16 protein-coding genes are annotated in these 17682 nt (G+C 43.2%); 7 read left to right on the top strand and 9 right to left on the bottom strand.

Features of this window, described 5'->3' with window-relative positions; genetic code table 11:
- Positions 1 to 384: 384 nt before the first annotated feature.
- From Q0895_RS03605 to hflX, 3 genes are all read right to left on the bottom strand, one after another.
- A complete protein-coding gene (locus tag Q0895_RS03605; RefSeq protein WP_299185571.1) occupies positions 385 to 1074 on the bottom strand; it encodes an LrgB family protein in 690 nt (229 codons plus the stop codon).
- Between the two features lie 16 nt (positions 1075 to 1090).
- Positions 1091 to 1525, bottom strand: a complete 435-nt coding sequence (locus Q0895_RS03600; RefSeq protein ID WP_299185569.1) for a CidA/LrgA family protein — start codon at positions 1523 to 1525, stop codon at positions 1091 to 1093.
- Between the two features lie 246 nt (positions 1526 to 1771).
- Positions 1772 to 3220: a ribosome rescue GTPase HflX gene (gene hflX / locus Q0895_RS03595; RefSeq protein ID WP_299185568.1), complete on the bottom strand. Its 1449-nt coding sequence runs from the start codon at positions 3218 to 3220 to the stop codon at positions 1772 to 1774.
- Between the two features lie 491 nt (positions 3221 to 3711).
- Here hflX and Q0895_RS03590 point away from each other — a divergent pair, with 491 nt between their 5' ends.
- Positions 3712 to 4512: a lysophospholipid acyltransferase family protein gene (locus Q0895_RS03590; RefSeq protein ID WP_299185566.1), complete on the top strand. Its 801-nt coding sequence runs from the start codon at positions 3712 to 3714 to the stop codon at positions 4510 to 4512.
- Positions 4513 to 4644: 132 nt separating this feature from the next.
- Here the strand turns inward: Q0895_RS03590 and Q0895_RS03585 are convergent, their stop codons facing one another.
- Both Q0895_RS03585 and Q0895_RS03580 read right to left on the bottom strand, forming a co-directional pair.
- Positions 4645 to 5685: an aldo/keto reductase gene (locus Q0895_RS03585; protein WP_299185564.1), complete on the bottom strand. Its 1041-nt coding sequence runs from the start codon at positions 5683 to 5685 to the stop codon at positions 4645 to 4647.
- Positions 5686 to 5735: 50 nt separating this feature from the next.
- Positions 5736 to 6233 (bottom strand): peptidylprolyl isomerase, encoded by a 498-nt coding sequence (locus Q0895_RS03580; protein ID WP_299185562.1) that lies wholly within the window; start codon positions 6231 to 6233, stop codon positions 5736 to 5738.
- Between the two features lie 150 nt (positions 6234 to 6383).
- Between Q0895_RS03580 and Q0895_RS03575 the strand changes: the two genes are divergently transcribed.
- Entirely contained in the window at positions 6384 to 7043 is a 660-nt protein-coding gene (locus Q0895_RS03575) for a DUF1294 domain-containing protein (protein ID WP_299185561.1), read from the top strand.
- A 9-nt stretch (positions 7044 to 7052) separates the two neighbouring features.
- Here the strand turns inward: Q0895_RS03575 and Q0895_RS03570 are convergent, their stop codons facing one another.
- Complete coding sequence (locus tag Q0895_RS03570; protein ID WP_299185559.1) at positions 7053 to 7703, bottom strand: O-acetyl-ADP-ribose deacetylase; 651 nt, start codon at positions 7701 to 7703, stop codon at positions 7053 to 7055.
- Positions 7704 to 7903: 200 nt separating this feature from the next.
- Between Q0895_RS03570 and Q0895_RS03565 the strand changes: the two genes are divergently transcribed.
- Positions 7904 to 8515 carry a glutathione S-transferase family protein gene (locus tag Q0895_RS03565; protein WP_299185557.1) on the top strand — a complete coding sequence of 204 codons (612 nt, stop codon included), beginning with the start codon at positions 7904 to 7906 and terminating at the stop codon, positions 8513 to 8515.
- Positions 8516 to 8642: 127 nt separating this feature from the next.
- On the opposite strand, the gene lspA is transcribed toward Q0895_RS03565, so the two are convergent.
- From lspA to Q0895_RS03550, 3 genes are all read right to left on the bottom strand, one after another.
- Positions 8643 to 9269 (bottom strand): signal peptidase II, encoded by a 627-nt coding sequence (lspA, locus tag Q0895_RS03560; protein WP_299185556.1) that lies wholly within the window; start codon positions 9267 to 9269, stop codon positions 8643 to 8645.
- Entirely contained in the window at positions 9262 to 12081 is a 2820-nt protein-coding gene (ileS, locus tag Q0895_RS03555; protein ID WP_299185554.1) for an isoleucine--tRNA ligase, read from the bottom strand. The genes lspA and ileS overlap by 8 nt, the downstream gene beginning before the upstream one ends.
- A 399-nt stretch (positions 12082 to 12480) precedes the next feature.
- Positions 12481 to 13197: a GntR family transcriptional regulator gene (locus Q0895_RS03550; RefSeq protein WP_299185552.1), complete on the bottom strand. Its 717-nt coding sequence runs from the start codon at positions 13195 to 13197 to the stop codon at positions 12481 to 12483.
- Positions 13198 to 13382: 185 nt separating this feature from the next.
- On the opposite strand from Q0895_RS03550, the gene Q0895_RS03545 reads away from it, so the two are divergent.
- The 4 genes from Q0895_RS03545 (at position 13383) to Q0895_RS03530 (ending at position 17609) form a co-directional block, all read left to right on the top strand.
- Positions 13383 to 14081 carry an aspartate/glutamate racemase family protein gene (locus Q0895_RS03545; protein WP_299185550.1) on the top strand — a complete coding sequence of 233 codons (699 nt, stop codon included), beginning with the start codon at positions 13383 to 13385 and terminating at the stop codon, positions 14079 to 14081.
- A gap of 60 nt (positions 14082 to 14141) precedes the next feature.
- A complete protein-coding gene (locus Q0895_RS03540) occupies positions 14142 to 15500 on the top strand; it encodes an NCS1 family transporter (RefSeq protein WP_299185548.1) in 1359 nt (452 codons plus the stop codon).
- A 229-nt stretch (positions 15501 to 15729) separates the two neighbouring features.
- Positions 15730 to 16845, top strand: coding sequence for an alanine dehydrogenase (gene ald / locus Q0895_RS03535; RefSeq protein ID WP_299185547.1), 1116 nt, complete (start codon positions 15730 to 15732; stop codon positions 16843 to 16845).
- Between the two features lie 170 nt (positions 16846 to 17015).
- Positions 17016 to 17609: a glutathione S-transferase family protein gene (locus Q0895_RS03530; RefSeq protein ID WP_299185545.1), complete on the top strand. Its 594-nt coding sequence runs from the start codon at positions 17016 to 17018 to the stop codon at positions 17607 to 17609.
- Positions 17610 to 17682 lie beyond the last annotated feature (73 nt).

The following is a 17682-nucleotide window of genomic DNA, read 5'->3' as shown; positions in this document are numbered from 1 at the left end:
ATACCAAAGGCGGCAATAAATAGCCAACAAAAATTACGTCTAACAAAAATTACTTATAATAGATACAAAAGATAATAGTTGCTTACTATATCATAAAATAACTTTCGACCCTATAATTTTGATTAAAAATGCTTACTCAGTATTCTTTGAATTTGTAATAAAAGCTTAGGAAAATCAAATATTAACATTATTATTGTTTTAGATAAGGTGAACGATAAAGAGTAGGTACGTGTGTATATGACGTAGTTACGAAGCAATAAAAAAAAGTCAAGGACAGATGACTATATAAAATTATGAATTTTTTACAGACATAAGTTTGCAAATTAACACAGCCTGTAACAGTTTTGAGAGTAAGTAACCTTATATGCTTCGTGAGCTCAGATTTTAGATGCCTAAGGCACTGATAAAGATAGGTACCCAAACCGCTGTCAGTAGACCGTTGACCGCTAGTCCAAAGGCCGCATAACGCCCAGCCGTATGGCTGATCTGCCAAGCTTCTACTGTACCAAAAGCATGAGCTGCCAATCCCAACGCTAAGCCTTTCGCACGGTCATCATCTATACCACGAAATAAGAACCGAGCCAACATCCCACCTATTAATCCTGACACAATGATAATTAGATTGGCCATTGCTAAAGGTGCTTTTATCAAATCTGCCACGCTAAGGCCAATAGGAGTCGTCACAGAACGGGTAGCAAAAGCCAATAGAGTGTCATGACTTAAGGAAAACATATAGGCCAATGACATAGGTAGCAGCGCGCCGACCACACTAGCGATGACTACAATCACGATCAAGCTTTTGACAGGCAATCCTTTAAAGCTCATGGCTGCTAACGGTACAGCTAATAGCACGGTTACGTAACCTAATAAATGGTCAAATACAGGCTTGGCAACCGCGTAATAATTGTCATAATCCCACTGTAAAATAAGCAAAAACACAATGACCAAAATAAGCGCAGTAATGACCATTGGTAGCCACGATATTCTCCGTGCCAATACACGGGCTATCACATGGGCCGCTAGCGTTAGTAATATCGCTGCAAAAGTAGCTATAAATACACTATCAAAGCTCATACTTTCTCTCCTAAGCTTATTGTGATTCTTTATGCTGAATAATAGTGTCGTTATCGATACTTGTACGGTTACTTAACCAACGATTGGCAAGTAGACCAAGTCCCCAAAGCGGTAAAAGTGTGCTTATCAAGATAGTCATCATGACTCCCCATAGCTCATCACCTAACGCGAAAAGCAATAAACCTGCGCCAGCTGAGACAGGTAAAAAAGCAAAGCCACTATCGACCAATAGTGTGTTACTCGCTTTGGTCAACCAGTTTGGTAAACCTTTGAGCATACGCCATGCAATAAGAATAAAAAACATCGCCACCAGCCCAACCACATTAGCGGCTTTTTCAATACCTGCCCACTGACAGACTATAACAGAGGACTCACGAACCACAATAACCATGATTAACGTCAATATTAAGGCAATCCATGGAGGCACAGTCGAGGAGTGGGTAGCTTTCATAAACAATCCTTGCCGAAATAGCAATCAATCGGTGTCATCAATAAAGTAGGAGTTGCATTATTAGCGCAGAAAGTGGCGCCATAGCATAAAGTGATAAGCAAAGCGCAACAGTAACGAGGTAATAGTACTTCTATCGACTTTGTGCTTGATTATATACATGTTGGATAGACTAAAAAAGGCCTGTACAAGCGAACGTCGCAAGTACAAGCCTTCTTTAGACTAAAATTATAGATTTCATTTGGCTTATTAAGAAGATGAATCGGTAGCTGGTGCATCATCAATATTAACAGGCTCATGAGCCTCTTGGCTATCCGTATTTTTAAAACTATTGTCACCATCACCTGCCGCCTGCTCAGAGCTAATAGCCTGTTCAAATGGTTCAAGTGTAGGCATTAATAGAGTTGCCTGCGCTAATGGTAAGACATCCAGTGGTGATAAGTTTGCTTGCCCTAGTATTTGCTTGAGCCTGTCACTTGGCAGACGAATGGTTAGGCATTCGTGTCCTGTCTCATCGTAGCTTTCTGCTTGAATAACCCCCAACTCATAAAGCGTGTTTTTGAGCTGACCGGCATCATAAGGAAGCGTCAAGTCAAACGTCGTCAATGTGCCCGTCAATAATTGCTGCACAGCAAGTGTCAACTCTTCCATACCTAAGTTATCTTTTGAAGACACATAGACGCGGTTGGGTTTACCTTCAGTTGCGTAGCCTATATGCGCAGGCTCACCGGTTATATCGATTTTGTTATAAACATTGAGTACGGGGACATCGTTATCAATCTCAGCCAAGACATCTTTAACCGCTTGGATTTGCTCATGCATATCTTCACTAGATGAATCAATAACATGTAACAATAAATCAGCTTCTAATGTCTCCTCTAAGGTTGCATGAAACGACTCTACCAACTCATGCGGCAGATGACGAACGAAACCTACAGTATCAACAAGCACAACTCGACCAACACCTTGCCAGTCTAAGCGGCGTAGCGTAGGGTCTAAGGTTGCAAACAGCTGATCTGCTGCATAGATGTTTTCATCAACCAAACGGTTAAACAAGGTCGACTTACCCGCATTGGTATAGCCGACCAAAGAGATGGTAGGTACATCTGACTTTTGACGTTTGGCTCGACCTTGAGCTCGAGTTTGCTTTACTTTATCAAGCTTGTTTTTCAGCTGATTGACGCGCGTCTGTAACAAGCGGCGATCAGTCTCAAGCTGAGTCTCACCGGGACCACGCAGACCAATACCACCTTTTTGGCGCTCCAAATGCGTCCAACCGCGTACCAAGCGAGTAGACAAATGATTTAGCTGCGCAAGCTCTACTTGCAGCTTACCTTCATAAGTACGTGCACGCTGAGCAAAAATATCTAAAATTAAACCGGTGCGATCAAGTACGCGGCATTTTACTAAGGTTTCGATATTACGCTCTTGTGAGGGCGATAAGCTGTGATTAAACAAGACAATATCGGCATCATGTTCACGAACCAGTTCAGCGATTTCTTCAGCTTTACCACTGCCAACAAAATATTTGGCATCGGGTCTTGAACGTGACCCAGTGACTAGTGCCAGACGATCAGCCCCTGCCGAATCTGCCAACAACTCAAATTCACTTAGATCATCAGGATCTTGGATTTGACGAATGTCTAAATGTACGATAATGGCGCGTTCGCCACCTGAGTGTCTTTCAAAATATTCCAAAAATTCTCACCTATAAATAGAGTAAATAAATCGCTACTATTTTATAAAAATATAGCATGTAAGCAGCGTTCAGTTAAAGCCTATATATGGCCTGATGTCTTGATATTAAAGCGTATAAAGATAATTAGCGATGTTTTTATGTTACAGCGCTTTTAGTACGACTTGTTACAAGTAATATTGTTGTTTTAAATTTTTTATTAATAGAGGTAAAAACTGCTGATAAAACGGTACTACATTTTAAGAAAAGAAGAAACGCGCTTGCTTTAAAGCAGTGTAAGGAGACTGACGATAATGGAGACTAAGGGCATAAGGAAACTGAGTGAACAAATTATCACTGACTCACAAAACTTTGTTATACTTACCTCGTTTTTTGGCTTAAGTTTATCAAGATAAGAATATTAATCTTTAGGCTGAATCAAAATTTTAATTTATCTAATTATGAGTTTATTCAGATAATTGTTCAAACCGTTATCTAATCATGAGGGGCACAGATGAGCCAATCTAAATCGAAGTTTTCGCTCAGAAAGCAAGTGGGCCGCGGCAAAAAAATAGCTGGCATGACGACGACTATCGCGGGCGGTATGCGCACAGCACAGCGTATTGGTGCTTTTCGTGAACCACCACGTGAGACGCTACCACGTTATATTCAGACTTTTTGTCGCAAAATGGCAAGCTCTTTTGGTGTCAAGATTGTCCAAGTCGAGCCTGTGCCGCAGTATCATGGGCTATGGGTATCTAACCATGTTTCGTGGATGGATATTCCTGTAGTTGGTACTGTCAGCCCCGCTTTCTTTTTGTCAAAGGCCGAGATTGGCGATTGGCCCATTTTTGGTAAGCTTGTCCACGCGGCAGGTACAGTATTTATCAAACGCGGCTCTGGCGACGTAGGCTCAGTGACCACACAAATCGCCAGTTTTTTAAATGAAGGTTTTTCAGTTATATTCTTCCCTGAAGCGACCACCACTGATGGCAAAAAAGTGAAGCGTATTCATGGTACTTTATTACAAGCAGCAATCGATGCCGATGTACCGATTCAACCGCTCGTACTATGCTATGCTAATCAAGATGGCACCTTAAGTGAAGCATTGCCTTATTATGGCAAGCTTACGATGAAAGACAGTATCAAACGTGTCCTTGATAGTAAAAACGTGACCGCTTATGTACTACCACTTGAACCGTTAGACCCAAGTGGCCGTAGTAAGAGTGAGCTGACCAACGAGCTACAAAAACGTATGCAAGAGGGGTTGGCTGAATTGCACTCAAGAGTACTTAGTACGTCACCTGCCGCCTAAGACTTCACACTTAACATTGAGAGTAAGAGCATATAAAAAAGGCGCAAATCGCTATCATTATAGCGATTTGCGCCTTTTGATGTCAGCAATAGATAACATCATATTAGTAGTGTAAATACTAGTATAAGCGGTTTATGGAGACGGATTAGGCTGGCGTGTGTGTACCGCTTCTATGGCGTCTAGTACATCAGTGGTTAAGGTTAGATGAATACTGTCAATATTTGACTTTAGCTGCTCAAGATTGGTGGCTCCGATGATATTACTAGTGACAAATGAGCGTGAATTGACAAAGGCTAGTGCCATCTGCGCCATATCTAAGCCTGCATCTGCGGCTATCTTAGCGTACTGAGCAGTTGCTTCTTTAGCTTGCTCATTGACGTAACGCTCAAAACGATCATATTTCGTCAGGCGTGCGCCCTCTGGACGTTTACCATCTAAATACTTACCGGATAGGACGCCAAAACCAAGTGGAGAGTAGGCGAGTAGACCGACGTTTGAGCGATGTGCAATCTCTGCCATTCCTACTTCATATAAGCGGTTGAGTAAGCTGTACGGGTTTTGTACCGTAATCGGTGCCTTTAAACCATGTTTATCCGCTTCCCACAAATAGCGCATCAGACCCCAAGCAGTATCATTCGATAGACCATAAGCGCGAATACGGCCTTTTTTAATTTCATCGTTTAAAGCTGTGATGGTTTCTAGAAATGGTGTTAAGTCTTCTAATGGCTGTGCGGCCATATCTTCAGTATAACCACGTTTTCCAAAATAGTTGGATTGGCGTTCAGGCCAATGTAATTGGTAGATGTCGATATAATCCGTTTGTAGACGCTCAAGATTACTATCAATTGCGCTACTAATTTGCTCAGCGTTAAAACGCGTCTGGCCATCGCGTAAAAAGCTCATCGGTGACATTTTGCTGGCAAGTATAACCTTGTCACGCTGTTTGGTCTTGTTAAACCATGTACCTACGTAACGCTCTGTATCACCTTGCTTGTCTTTGTCTGGCGGCGATGGATACATCTCAGCCGTATCCCAAAAATTCACCCCTTCGCTGAGCGCCATATCCATTTGCGCATGTGCTTCAGTTTCGGTGTTCTGTTGGCCCCATGTCATCGTACCTAGACAGATTTTGGAGACTTGTTCATCGATTTGCGGAAGCGTCTGATATTGCATATAAATGTCCTTTTGAAGATTGTTTTTGTTGTCTATAGTACGTTTAAGCATTACATTAGCTGGACGCCAGTCACCCCAGGAGGGGTAACTTTAAAGACTTTGACTTTAAATAGCACGGACTGTCCAGCTAGAGGATGATTAAAATCCACCTCTATCTCATCGTCGTTGATGGCGCTGATCGTACCAGGTAAGGTGTTTTTGCCTTTGTCTTCAAATTCGACCAACATGCCAACTTCTGGATTGTCGGTGACTAAAGCGAACTGAGCACGACTAAAATGCTGTATATTTTCAGGATTCCATTCACCAAAAGCCTGCTCAGGGTCAAGATGAGCTGAGCGCGTGTCGCCAGCACGCAGGTTCATGAGTACCTGCTCAAACCCTGGTAACAGACTCTCATCACCAATCGTGAGCTTAACAGGTGAGTCACGGTGGAAGGTTGAATCAACGATGGTACCGTTCTCTAGAGACACTTCAAAATGAAGCCTAACAAGGCTGCCGTAGGTAATACGTGTGTCTTCATTTGGATTGATAAATTGGGAGTCAGTCATAGTCAAAAACCATTAGTCGTTAAAATAATCAGGGGTTATATAATGCATATAGTGTAAGAAATGATAAGACAATTAACCATTAATGTAAGCGTTAATAATGTAACCTAAATAGTGTACAATATTTGACTGTTTAAGGTATAGGCCAAAAAGATGACAGATAGACAACAGGGCACGATTAAAAAATGGCAAGACGATAAGGGTTTTGGTTTTATCGAAACCCTAAGCGGTGAGTCATTGTTTTTTCATATCAGTGAATTTAAAGCACAGCGTCGTCCCAAGATTGGTGAGTCTGTCATCTTTACGCTTGGGCAAGATAACAAAGGTCGTATGCAGGCAAGACAAGTACAAGAGCTTGAATATGTACAACAACAAATGGCGAAGAAAAACAGTCAAATCCGTAAACGTAATCAACAGCGCACGGCGCAAGCTGAGTTTGAGGATGGTCAAAAAAAACGTTTGTTCCTTGGTGTTGGCTTTTATGGCGTGCTTATATTACTTGCGTTGACCAGTGAAATAAGTTGGCTGGTGGTTGCTTGGTACGCCGCACTAGGATTTATCACTTATATGATGTATGCCAAAGATAAAGCCGCTGCCCAAAGTGGCGATTGGCGTACGCCTGAATCAACACTGCACCTACTTAGCATGCTTGGTGGCTGGGTCGGAGCGATGGTCGCACAGACTTATTTACGCCACAAATCACAAAAGCCTGAATTTCGTATGACTTACTATTTGACGGTCATTATCAACTTAGCAGGATTACTCTTTATCATAGTGGGCGGCGGCTTAGAGTTTTTAAGCGAATTAGTATAAAGCGTTGAATTAAATTTGCGCCAGTACTTGCTCATAAATGGCTGCATCTGAGGCCGAAAAACAGCAAAAGATCACTTCATAAATTGAAAAATCATCCATTTGTTCTAAACCGTTTTGCACATACTCTGTGACTGTATCGATTGCAACTTTAGCTGCCTTATCAATAGGGTAACCGTAGACGCCTGTACTAATAGATGGAAAGGCAATACTGGTGAGACCTTTTTGAGTTGCCAGTTCTAAAGATTTTCGATAACAACTGGCAAGTAGTGCTTGTTCATTACTACGACCGCCATGCCAAACAGGGCCTACAGTATGAATCACATACTGGGAGGGCAAGTCAAATGCTGGACTGATTTTGGCATCGCCAGTCTGGCAGCCATTTAATGTACGGCAATACTCAAGCAGCTTAGGTCCCGCTGCCCGATGAATTGCACCATCGACACCGCCACCACCCAGTAAGCTCGAGTTGGCAGCATTAACAATAGCATCTACGTCTAAAGTAGTAATGTCTGCCTGTCGCACGGATAGAGTGACAGCGTTGTCATTAGTATGCTGAGTGCTAGAGTGGTTAGCCGCGAAGACTGTTTTCTCAGAGTTAGGTTTTTCAAAGATAGGGCTTTTTTGAGAGTCAGGTTTTGTTTTAATGTTTGGCTTTGTCATTGTAGTTACCTTTTTAATGATTTAATAATCGTCTTTTATTCCTTATTCTAAATGATTGTCATCATTAGCTTATATGTTATATGGTTATAATAAGTTGTGTTTTATCAGTGCAATTTTATAGAACTATAAACAACCAAACAGTCAAACAGTCAAACAGTCAAACAGGTAAATGGACTTTAATCATAGCAAGGTGAATAATAATGATTACTCTATACAAATATACCCAGCCAAGTCGAGCAGAGACTGTGATTTGGGCACTAACCGAGCTTGACCTAGATTACGAAGTCAAAGAGATAGACGCTAAAAAAAACGAGCAAAGAAGTCCTGAGTTTTTGGCGATTAATCCCTTTGGGAAAATCCCAGCATTAACCCATAACGGCAAAGTATTTACAGAATCCTTGGCTATCATTGAATATCTAAACGACTTACATCCTGATAAACCACTCACGCCAAGTCACGATGATGAGAATTACGCGGAGAAAAACTATAAACTGCGTCAAGTCATCTCATTTGGCATGATTGAGATGGAAAGTTATCTATGGATACTGACCAAAATCAAAGTACTACAAAACTTTGAGAGCTGGCCTGAGGGTACGGCTGAGAACTGCATGAAATGTATCCAAAATGCGCTACCGATTGCATGCAGTTGGTTAGAGAGCCAAGAATATATAGCAGGGGATAGCTTTACGCTGGCAGATATTTATTATCAGCAGCTGTTTTCGTGGGTAAGAATGTTAGGAGTTGAATTGCCTGAGCATGTTAAGGCTTATCTTAAGAAGTTATCAAAGCGTGAGAAGTTTCATGGGAGGTGAAATAATAGCGTATAGCAAGAGCAGCTCCAACACGTTAATTTATTAAGAATAACAGGTAAAAGAAAAGGTGGGTTACGTATTCGTAAACCCACCTGCCAAATCTAAAAACTATCTACGATTATAATTGCTAAACTTCACGCTTCTTTTCTAAAAAAAGCATATCAATGACAATCATCGCTACACCAATACTGATACCCATATCAGCAATGTTAAATATCGGATAATGCCAAACATCCGCATTATGCACATGGATAAAGTCAATCACATGACCATGTAGCAAGCGATCAATCAGATTACCAACCGCACCGCCGAGTACCAGCGCAAGGCCTATCGATAGCAGCTTGGCTTGCCGTGGTGCTTTTATCAGATAGCTGATTAAAAACAGCGACATGATTAGAGCAAGGCCGGCAAAAAACCACTTTTGCCAACCGCCTGCATCAGCTAAAAAGCTAAAAGCAGCGCCATAATTGTACGCTAAGGTCCAATTAAGAAACGGCTCAATAACGGGTACTGGCTCATGGAAAGTCAGCTTGGTTTCAGCCAGCCATTTTGTCCATTGATCAACGACAAGCACAGCAAGCGACAGCAAATACCACATAAAGGCACGACTGCCATTAGCGATAACTTTTGGTGTTTTAGTCAAGCGTCCTTTGGGCGTTGATGAACTACCCGTGGTCGCGTGAGCAGGTTTGGGCGAGCCGTCGGCCTCAACCTGCGGCGACTGGTTTTCAGTTGAGTCCGTTGGGTTAGGCATAGTGACGCACCTCGCCATCGCCTACGACGTTGGTTACGCAGCGCGCACATAACTCAGGGTGTGCTGGATCTGTACCGATGTCATCACGGATATGCCAGCAGCGCACACATTTCGTGCCAGTGGCAGCGCTCACATTTACAGCCAAGTCGGCTGAGCTGTCTTCTGTTTGCTTAACCTCGTTAGGCGCTTTAGCTAGTGGTGCTAAGGTCGCTTTACTAGTAATCAAGACAAACCGTAGCTCTTCACCAAGTTTTGCTAGGCTCTCATGCATCGCGCCATCAGCATACAAAGTGACATCAGCGGACAAATTAGCGTTAATAATCTTATCACCGCGTGCGGTCTCGATGTTTTTATTGACCATGTCTTTGGCTTGCATGATACGTTGCCAGTCCTCACTACTGATAGCACTGAGCTCAAATTCTGGGAACTCGTACCACTCTTGGGTAAACACATAGCCGGCGTCTTGTCCGTTTTTACCTTGCAATACTTCCCAAGCCTCTTGTGCAGTAAATGACAAAATCGGCGTAATCCAGCGAATGAGTGCATGAGCAATATGATAAATAGCCGTTTGAGCAGAGCGGCGCGGCTGTCCATCAGTTTGAGTCGTGTACTGGCGGTCTTTGATAATATCTAAATAAAAGCTGCCCAAGTCTTGCGAACAAAACGCGGCGATATGCTGGGTGACTTGGTGAAAGTCCATGGCATCATAAGCACTGACAATTTGTGCTTGTACTGCTTGCGTACGCTTAATGATAAATTTATCGAGGCTGACCAGCTCATCCATCGCGATGCTATTGGTCTGAGGATTAAAGTCATCAGTATTGGCAAGCAAAAAACGCAAGGTGTTACGGATGCGGCGATACATATCGATTGCGCCTTTAAACACCGTCTTACCTGCGCTCATCTCATAACGATAGTCGCTAGAGGCGATCCACAAACGCAGCATATCCGCGCCCGTTTTATTAATCTCATCTTGCGGCGTGATGATATTGCCAAGTGACTTACTCATCTTGCGGCCGTTTTCATCAACGACAAAGCCGTGGGTCAATACTTGCTTAAACGGTGGACGCTCATACATCGCCTCAGACGTAAGCAGTGAAGTCTGGAACCAACCGCGATGTTGGTCAGAGCCTTCTAAATACATATCAGCAGGGTTGGTCAGCTCGTCACGTTGTTCAAGTACCGCAAAATGCGTCGTCCCTGAGTCAAACCAAACGTCTAAGGTGTCAGTAGACTTGTCATAATCAGCAGCTTCATCGCCTAGATAGTCTTCACAGCTGGCATCAAACCATGCTTCAACGCCACCTTTGGCGATGTTTTGTGCGGCCATCTCCATCAGCTCAAGCGTCTTTGGATGCAGCTCGCCTGTTTCTTTATGAGTGAAAAAGGCAATCGGTACACCCCAAGTACGCTGACGTGAAATACACCAGTCAGGACGACCTGTCATCATAGATTCAATGCGATTTTGACCCCAAGCTGGTGTCCATTTAACGGTTGGTATGTCTTTTAGAGCACGTTCGCGCAGACCTTTGGTTTCCATATTGATAAACCACTGCGGTGTTGCACGGAAAATAATGGGCGACTTGTGGCGCCAGCAATGCGGGTAACTGTGTTCAATCTTGGTATGGCTAACGAGGTGGCCATTTTCATGCAAAGTAGCAATGATCTTTGGATTGGCTTTATAGATGTGCTCGCCGGCAAATACTGCCGCGCTGTCTAGATAGACGCCCGTTCCGCCCACTGGATTTTCGACTGGCAGATTATACTTAAGACCCACGATATAATCGTCAAGACCATGACCGGGGGCAGTGTGTACCAGACCCGTACCGCTATCAGTAGTCACATGATCGCCTAAGATAAATGGCACTTGACGATCTGCAATCAATGGATGCTGAGCTCGCAAGCCTTCAAGCTCGCGCCCTGATACGGTAGCCAATACGCCTTCATCACTGAGTTTCAGCTCGGTTAATGCCGTTTCAACAAGGTCAGTCGCTAATAGGAAGTTGCCTTTGTCAGTTGCGACTACACTATAGTTATGTTCAGGATGTACCGAAATCGCTTGGTTAGCAGGCAATGTCCAAGGCGTCGTGGTCCAAATAACGGCTTTGATGCTGCCATCAATTTCACTTAATGTCACAACCTTTTCGGTATCAAGTACATCAAAGCTGACATAGATAGCGTCAGAGACTTTATCTTGATATTCAACTTCGGCTTCAGCTAGAGCAGAGCTACAATCCAAGCACCAGTTCACAGGCTTCATACCGCGAGTCACATGACCGTTGTCATAGATTTTGGCTAAGGCGCGTACGATGTTGGCTTCCTGCGCAAAGTTCATGGTGAGATAAGGATTGTCCCAATCACCAAACACCCCTAGACGCTTAAAGTCCGCTTTTTGCAATTCAATCTGAGTGCTTGCGTACTCACGACAAAGACCACGAAATTCAGTAGCAGTGACTTTTTTTCCGACTTTACCGACCTTGGCTTCAACCTTTTGCTCAATAGGCAGACCGTGACAGTCCCAACCGGGCACATAAGGCGCATCAAAGCCTGATAGTGTTTTTGACTTGACGATGATGTCTTTAAGCACTTTATTGACTGCATGACCTAAATGAATCTGTCCGTTTGCGTATGGAGGGCCATCATGCAAAATATATTTGGTTGCGCCTGTACGTGCTTGACGGATTTTACCGTATACATCGTCAGCTTCCCATTCTGCAAGCCAATTAGGCTCACGTTTGGCAAGATTTGCACGCATGGCAAAAGGCGTGTCAGCAAGATTTAGTGTGTCTTTATAGTCGATAGATTCGGTCATAGTCTTCGTCTTTGTCTCTATTTATACAGTGGAAAGATAAGGGTTGGGATGCGATATATTATGTGATGACTCATAAACCAGCAGACATATTTAGCAAAATCAAAGCTACTCATTATAGGATAAAAAAGGGACTAAAAATAGGGGCTATCATGTATGGAGCTGACCGACAAAATCAAGCAGTTATTAGGACAAAAGCAGACCAAATGTTTGAGTTGTGGTTAAGTGACTTTTCGTGACAATAGGCTAGAAGGATGAGGTTTGATTTAGCTTACAACAGAATGCCAGTATAGACTGCGCAGTCAACAAACTGTTGTATGGCTAGAGGGAAGGGGTTGGCACAAGAGACGGAGAATACCTGCAATATTATCATTTGGCTGTATCACAGGCTTTTTTATTCCTTTAAACAGGTACGATGGTTAGATGCTCTGCTAAATTGAAAAAAGGTTTGGTCGAGGCTTTAAAATCAAGGCCAGCTTCCAAATGATTTAAGTGCTGATCAATAAGTAGCAAAAGGCGCTTTTCATCCTTATTTTCGATAGCTTGTACTATTTCGAGGTGCTCATCTTCGGCACAATGAGATGAGCCGGCCGTATTGTACAATCCGATAATTAAGGTAGTACGTAACGTGAGCTCACTCAAAAATCGCTCTAAGACCTGATTGTCAGCGATCGTCGCCAAACGCATGTGAAACGTACGTGATAAGCGAAGCTCAGCAGGTTTGTCTCCCTTGGTACGTGCTTCGGCCTCAGCGGCTATCGTAGCACGCATGTCAGCGATATCTTGTGACGTGAAGTTTTCGATGACTTTACGTGCCAGCATACGCTCAATCGTTCGACGCGCTTCAAAGACATCACCCGCTTCTTTAGGAGAGGGCGTTGAGACAAATGCTCCTCGATTGGGCTGCAATTGCACCACATGCATCGTGGCAAGCGTAGAGAGCGCCCGTCTAACATTGGCCCTATTACAGTTAAATAGATCGCTTAGTACTTGCTCACCCAGTTTTGTTCCAGCTGGCAGCCGCTGCTCTGACACAGCCGCAGTAATTGAGTTAATAATCGTTTGCTCTGGCATCGCATCGACCCTAGAAGCTGTATTTTCAGTTTTTATATCATTCATAGGCGCAATTATAGTGTGCCGCTGTTACCTCCACAACAAATATTATAAATTTTTGATTGTTTTGTTAACAATAATAGTTAACAATACTTGTTAACAACGATTATTCCATACCAATGGGTAATCAAAGACAAAAGCCAATAATGGAAAATGAAACCAATAGCAAAATTTATAAATAGAGAGTCGCTATGAAAATCTTAGTCATGAATCCAAACTCTACCACTTCTATGACAGACAAAATCGTAGAAAGCGCACGTCAAAAGGTCAGCGTAGGCACTACCATTATTGGAGCTTCTGGCACGGATGCACCTGCCTCTATTCAAGGGCATCACGATGAAGCGATGTCTGTTCCTGGTTTAATCAAGCGTTTAAAGCAAGCTGAAGCAGAGGGCGTTGATGGGGTAGTGGTTGCCTGTTTCGATGATCCAGGAATCGGTGCTTGCCGCGAAGTCTTTTCAGGGCCAGTTCTTGGAATCTGTGAAGCCGCAGTCAAGGCAGCAAGTATGATTTCGACATCTTTTAGTGTGGTCACAACGCTACCTCGTTCTGTACCTGTCATCGAAGATCTTATCCATGGTTATGGCTTATCGCATCGCTGCCGCCGTGTACGCTCGGCTGCCATACCAGTACTTGCTCTTGAGGAGCCAGGCTCTGGCGCACGTGAAAAGGTTCGTGATGAGATCTTACGTGCAGTGCATGAAGACAATTGTGAAGCCGTTGTTTTAGGCTGTGCAGGCATGGCAGATCTGACAGAATGGCTGACAAAAGAGACGGGCGTGCCTGTCATCGATGGTGTCACAGTTGCCACGCGCATGGTTGAGGCTTTGATTGGCTGCGGTCTTAAAACCAGCAAGGTTGGTGCTTATGCTGCACCGATTGAGAGTTAAATTAACCAAATGAATTAACCCACGATTAACCAATAATCTTTCTCAAGGAAGGGGAACGTAATGGAAAATGCGAAAGTTGCCGTCGCTGCGGCAGGAGTACAAACCCTCGATAATAAAGCCATCGGGGAGGAGAGTCTGGCACCGCAAACTACGCGTATTATGGGCTCATGGTCTTATTTGTTTGCTTGGTTAGGGGGATGTGTATCCATTGGCACATTCACCGTTGGTTCGGGGCTTGTTGGTACATTAAACCTGCTACAAGTAGTATTGGCTATCGCAATTGGTTGTACTGTTATTGGGGCTGCGCTCATGATTAATGGCCGAGCAGGCCATAAATATGGCATACCGTTCATGGTACAGACTCGCTCTGCCTTTGGCTTCTCAGGTAGTCGTATTCCGGCACTGGTACGATCGGTGCCAGCGGTTGTATGGTTTGGTTTCCAAAGCTGGATTGGTGCTGGAGCACTGAATCTAGTATCTGACACTCTATTTGGTTATAACAATATTGTGGTCTTTTTTGTCGGCTTTCAGTTTTTGCAGATTGGTTTATCTGTCCTTGGTTTTCACGGTATTAAATGGCTTGAAAATATCGGTTCAGTTTTTATTATTGGCGCGCTTGCTTATATGTTTTTTAGTGTCATTAATAAATACGGCGATACGATCTCGACCAATCTTATCAACGTCGAAGGCACATGGGGCACACCGTTTTGGGGCGCCACAATGCTGTTTTTGGGAGTGTACAGTACCATGATGCTCAACGTATCTGACTATTCGCGCGAGCTACGCGAAAATGTTGGATTGTTTCGTCAAGTGGTTATTTACGCCAACTCAATTTTGCCTGCGACGCTATTTATGGGGTTAATCGGCGTTATGGTCACCAGTGCGACGGGTGAGGTTGATCCTATTCAAGTGTTTTCTAGTGCTGTCGATAACAAGCCTTTATTGATTATCACCATGCTTTTCATCGCTTTTGCGCAAGTCACAACCAATATCTTAAATAACGTCATTCCACCTGCTTATGCATTAATGGATATATTTAACATTAAATATAAAACAGCAGCTGTTATTGTGGGTTTGCTGGCATTTTGCACCTTCCCTTGGGAACTGGTAAAAGATGAATCGGCGGCTGGACTGAATTTATTTATCCAAACCTACTCAGCATTCTTAGGTCCTTTATTTGCCATCTTGGTAGTAGACTTTTACTTCTTACGCAAACAAAAACTCAATCTCGACAAGCTATATGATAAAGATGGTCCTTATAAAGGTGTGAATATGGCCGCAGTTATCGCCATGGCCGTCGGTATCGTAGTCGCGTTGATGTTCTCAAGCGTCTCTTGGTATGCAAGCTTAATCCCAGCAGGGGCCGTCTATTGGATATTGATGCTTAAGATGCCAGCCGCACAGCGCTTTATGCCATAGTCATTACTACTAATGTACTCAATTGTTTGTACAAGCCGTTTTATACAAACAGTCAAACAGTCCCTATCGTAGAACGCTCTACTGTAGGGACTGTTGCGTTAGGTTACTCGTTACGGCATGATAACCTTTGGGCTGCCGCGTTTTAGCCCAATCTTAAAACACTAAAATAACACTGCTTACCTCCCATATCTAAGTGCCTAACTTTACTCTCATCAAGGAAGATAAAATTATGAAAATAGGAATTCCAAAAGAGATAAAAAATAACGAAAATCGGGTCGGCTTAACGCCAAATGGCGTTAGTGTCCTAACCGACGATGGTCACGATGTACTTGTCGAAACGGATGCTGGTATAGGCTCACAGTTTACTGATGACGATTATAAAGCAGCTGGCGCAACCATCGTTGATGACGCGGCTCATGCTTGGGACGTAGAATTGGTCATCAAAGTAAAAGAGCCGCAAACAGATGAGTATCAATATCTAACACAAGATTTAATCCTATTTACTTACCTGCATTTAGCAAATGAGCCTGAGCTTGCCAAAGTATTAATCGACAATAAAGTGACGGCCATTGCTTATGAGACGGTACAGCTAACGGATAATTCATTGCCACTACTCACACCGATGAGTGAAATCGCTGGGCGTATGAGTACGCAAATTGGTGCGCAGTTTTTGCAGACTTTTTATGGCGGCAAAGGAATCCTACTGGGCGGTGTCCCCGGTGTTAAAAAGGGTAGAGTAACTATCATCGGTGGCGGTGTATCTGGTACGGAAGCTGCCAAAATCGCCGTTGGTCTACGAGCTGACGTTACTATTTTAGACTTAGATCCTCAGCGGTTAAAAGAGTTGTCCGAGATGTTCGGTAATAACGTACAAACTTTAGTATCTAATAAGGTCAATATTGCTGAGAGTGTAAAAAACAGTGACTTGATCATCGGTGCAGTACTGATTCCGGGCGCAGCGACGCCCAAACTGGTGACTGAGAAGATGATTGAATCTATGGACGATGGCGGTGTCATCATTGATATTGCAGTCGATCAAGGCGGTGTCTTTGAAACCACAGATCGTATTACCACTCATGATAGTCCAACGTACACAAAGCATGGCATCGTCCACTATGCAGTTGCTAACATTCCGGGCGCCGTACCACGTACCTCTACCATGGCATTGTCTAACGTTACCTTAAAATATATACAAGCACTTGCCAAAAACGGCTATCAAAAGGCCTGCCTTGATGATGCAGCATTGGCAAAAGGTGTCAATACTATGCAAGGCCATATGACTTGTGAAGCCGTTGCTAAGGCGCTAGATTATGAGTACAAAGCGTTGGATGAGCTGATAGGTTAGTTTTTTGGAGAACGTAGCAACTGGTGTGCTATTTATGAGCCATCTTTCAATATAAAAACACAGTTTTTTAATAATGTTTTCAACAATTTAAATTGACGTTAAATATTCGTTATTATATTGTAGATAATAGACACCAATCAATCACACCAACCTTTATAGGGATAATAGGCATGGAGCTTTACGATTTAGAAGTATCAGGGAATTGCTATAAAGTTCGATTGTTTTTAGCATTGATCAAACAACCCTACACGTTGCGACCAGTGGATTTTTTGGGGGGTGAACATAAAAACGCGGCGTCTATTGAAAGAAATGCGTTTGGTGAAGTGCCTGTGCTGATTGATGGCGATTTGACTCTTAGAGACTCACAAGCCATCTTGGTTTATCTTGCCAGAAAATTTGATAGAACAGACTGGTATCCAGCAACGCCTACTGAAGAAGCCAAAGTCGTGCAGTGGTTGATGGTCGCTGAAAGCGAGATTGCAAGAGGACCAAACGACGCTCGGTTGCATGATAAATTTGGTTATGAGCTTGATATTGATCTGGCTCGGAATAAGTCAACTCGTATCTTAGATATTTTAAACGAGCATCTATCAGAGCGTGATTGGTTAGAGCTTGATCGGCCAACGCTAGCAGATCTAGCTTGCTTTCCTTATGTGGCACTTAGCCACGAAGGCGGCGTATCTTTAGAGCCTTATCCAGCGATAACAGACTGGATAGAGCGTATAAAAGCGCTACCAGACTTTGTAGCTATGCCCGGTATATAAGGCCATATTTTTTATAATAAAAAAGTATATTTAACTTAGCGTACTACAAAAATAAGTAAATTGATTAAGTATA

This window comes from uncultured Psychrobacter sp. (genome assembly GCF_947495825.1).
GTDB lineage: Bacteria > Pseudomonadota > Gammaproteobacteria > Pseudomonadales > Moraxellaceae > Psychrobacter.
This window is presented reverse-complemented; position numbering and strand designations above follow the sequence as displayed.

Coding starts and splice junctions, on each gene's coding strand:
- Q0895_RS03605 (WP_299185571.1), bottom strand. CDS start 1,074: ATGAGCTTTGATAGTGTATTTATAGCTACTTTTGCAGCGATATTACTA.
- Q0895_RS03600 (WP_299185569.1), bottom strand. CDS start 1,525: ATGAAAGCTACCCACTCCTCGACTGTGCCTCCATGGATTGCCTTAATA.
- Q0895_RS03590 (WP_299185566.1), top strand. CDS start 3,712: ATGAGCCAATCTAAATCGAAGTTTTCGCTCAGAAAGCAAGTGGGCCGC.
- Q0895_RS03585 (WP_299185564.1), bottom strand. CDS start 5,685: ATGCAATATCAGACGCTTCCGCAAATCGATGAACAAGTCTCCAAAATC.
- Q0895_RS03580 (WP_299185562.1), bottom strand. CDS start 6,233: ATGACTGACTCCCAATTTATCAATCCAAATGAAGACACACGTATTACC.
- Q0895_RS03575 (WP_299185561.1), top strand. CDS start 6,384: ATGACAGATAGACAACAGGGCACGATTAAAAAATGGCAAGACGATAAG.
- Q0895_RS03570 (WP_299185559.1), bottom strand. CDS start 7,703: ATGACAAAGCCAAACATTAAAACAAAACCTGACTCTCAAAAAAGCCCT.
- Q0895_RS03565 (WP_299185557.1), top strand. CDS start 7,904: ATGATTACTCTATACAAATATACCCAGCCAAGTCGAGCAGAGACTGTG.
- lspA (WP_299185556.1), bottom strand. CDS start 9,269: ATGCCTAACCCAACGGACTCAACTGAAAACCAGTCGCCGCAGGTTGAG.
- ileS (WP_299185554.1), bottom strand. CDS start 12,081: ATGACCGAATCTATCGACTATAAAGACACACTAAATCTTGCTGACACG.
- Q0895_RS03550 (WP_299185552.1), bottom strand. CDS start 13,197: ATGAATGATATAAAAACTGAAAATACAGCTTCTAGGGTCGATGCGATG.
- Q0895_RS03545 (WP_299185550.1), top strand. CDS start 13,383: ATGAAAATCTTAGTCATGAATCCAAACTCTACCACTTCTATGACAGAC.
- Q0895_RS03540 (WP_299185548.1), top strand. CDS start 14,142: ATGGAAAATGCGAAAGTTGCCGTCGCTGCGGCAGGAGTACAAACCCTC.
- ald (WP_299185547.1), top strand. CDS start 15,730: ATGAAAATAGGAATTCCAAAAGAGATAAAAAATAACGAAAATCGGGTC.
- Q0895_RS03530 (WP_299185545.1), top strand. CDS start 17,016: ATGGAGCTTTACGATTTAGAAGTATCAGGGAATTGCTATAAAGTTCGA.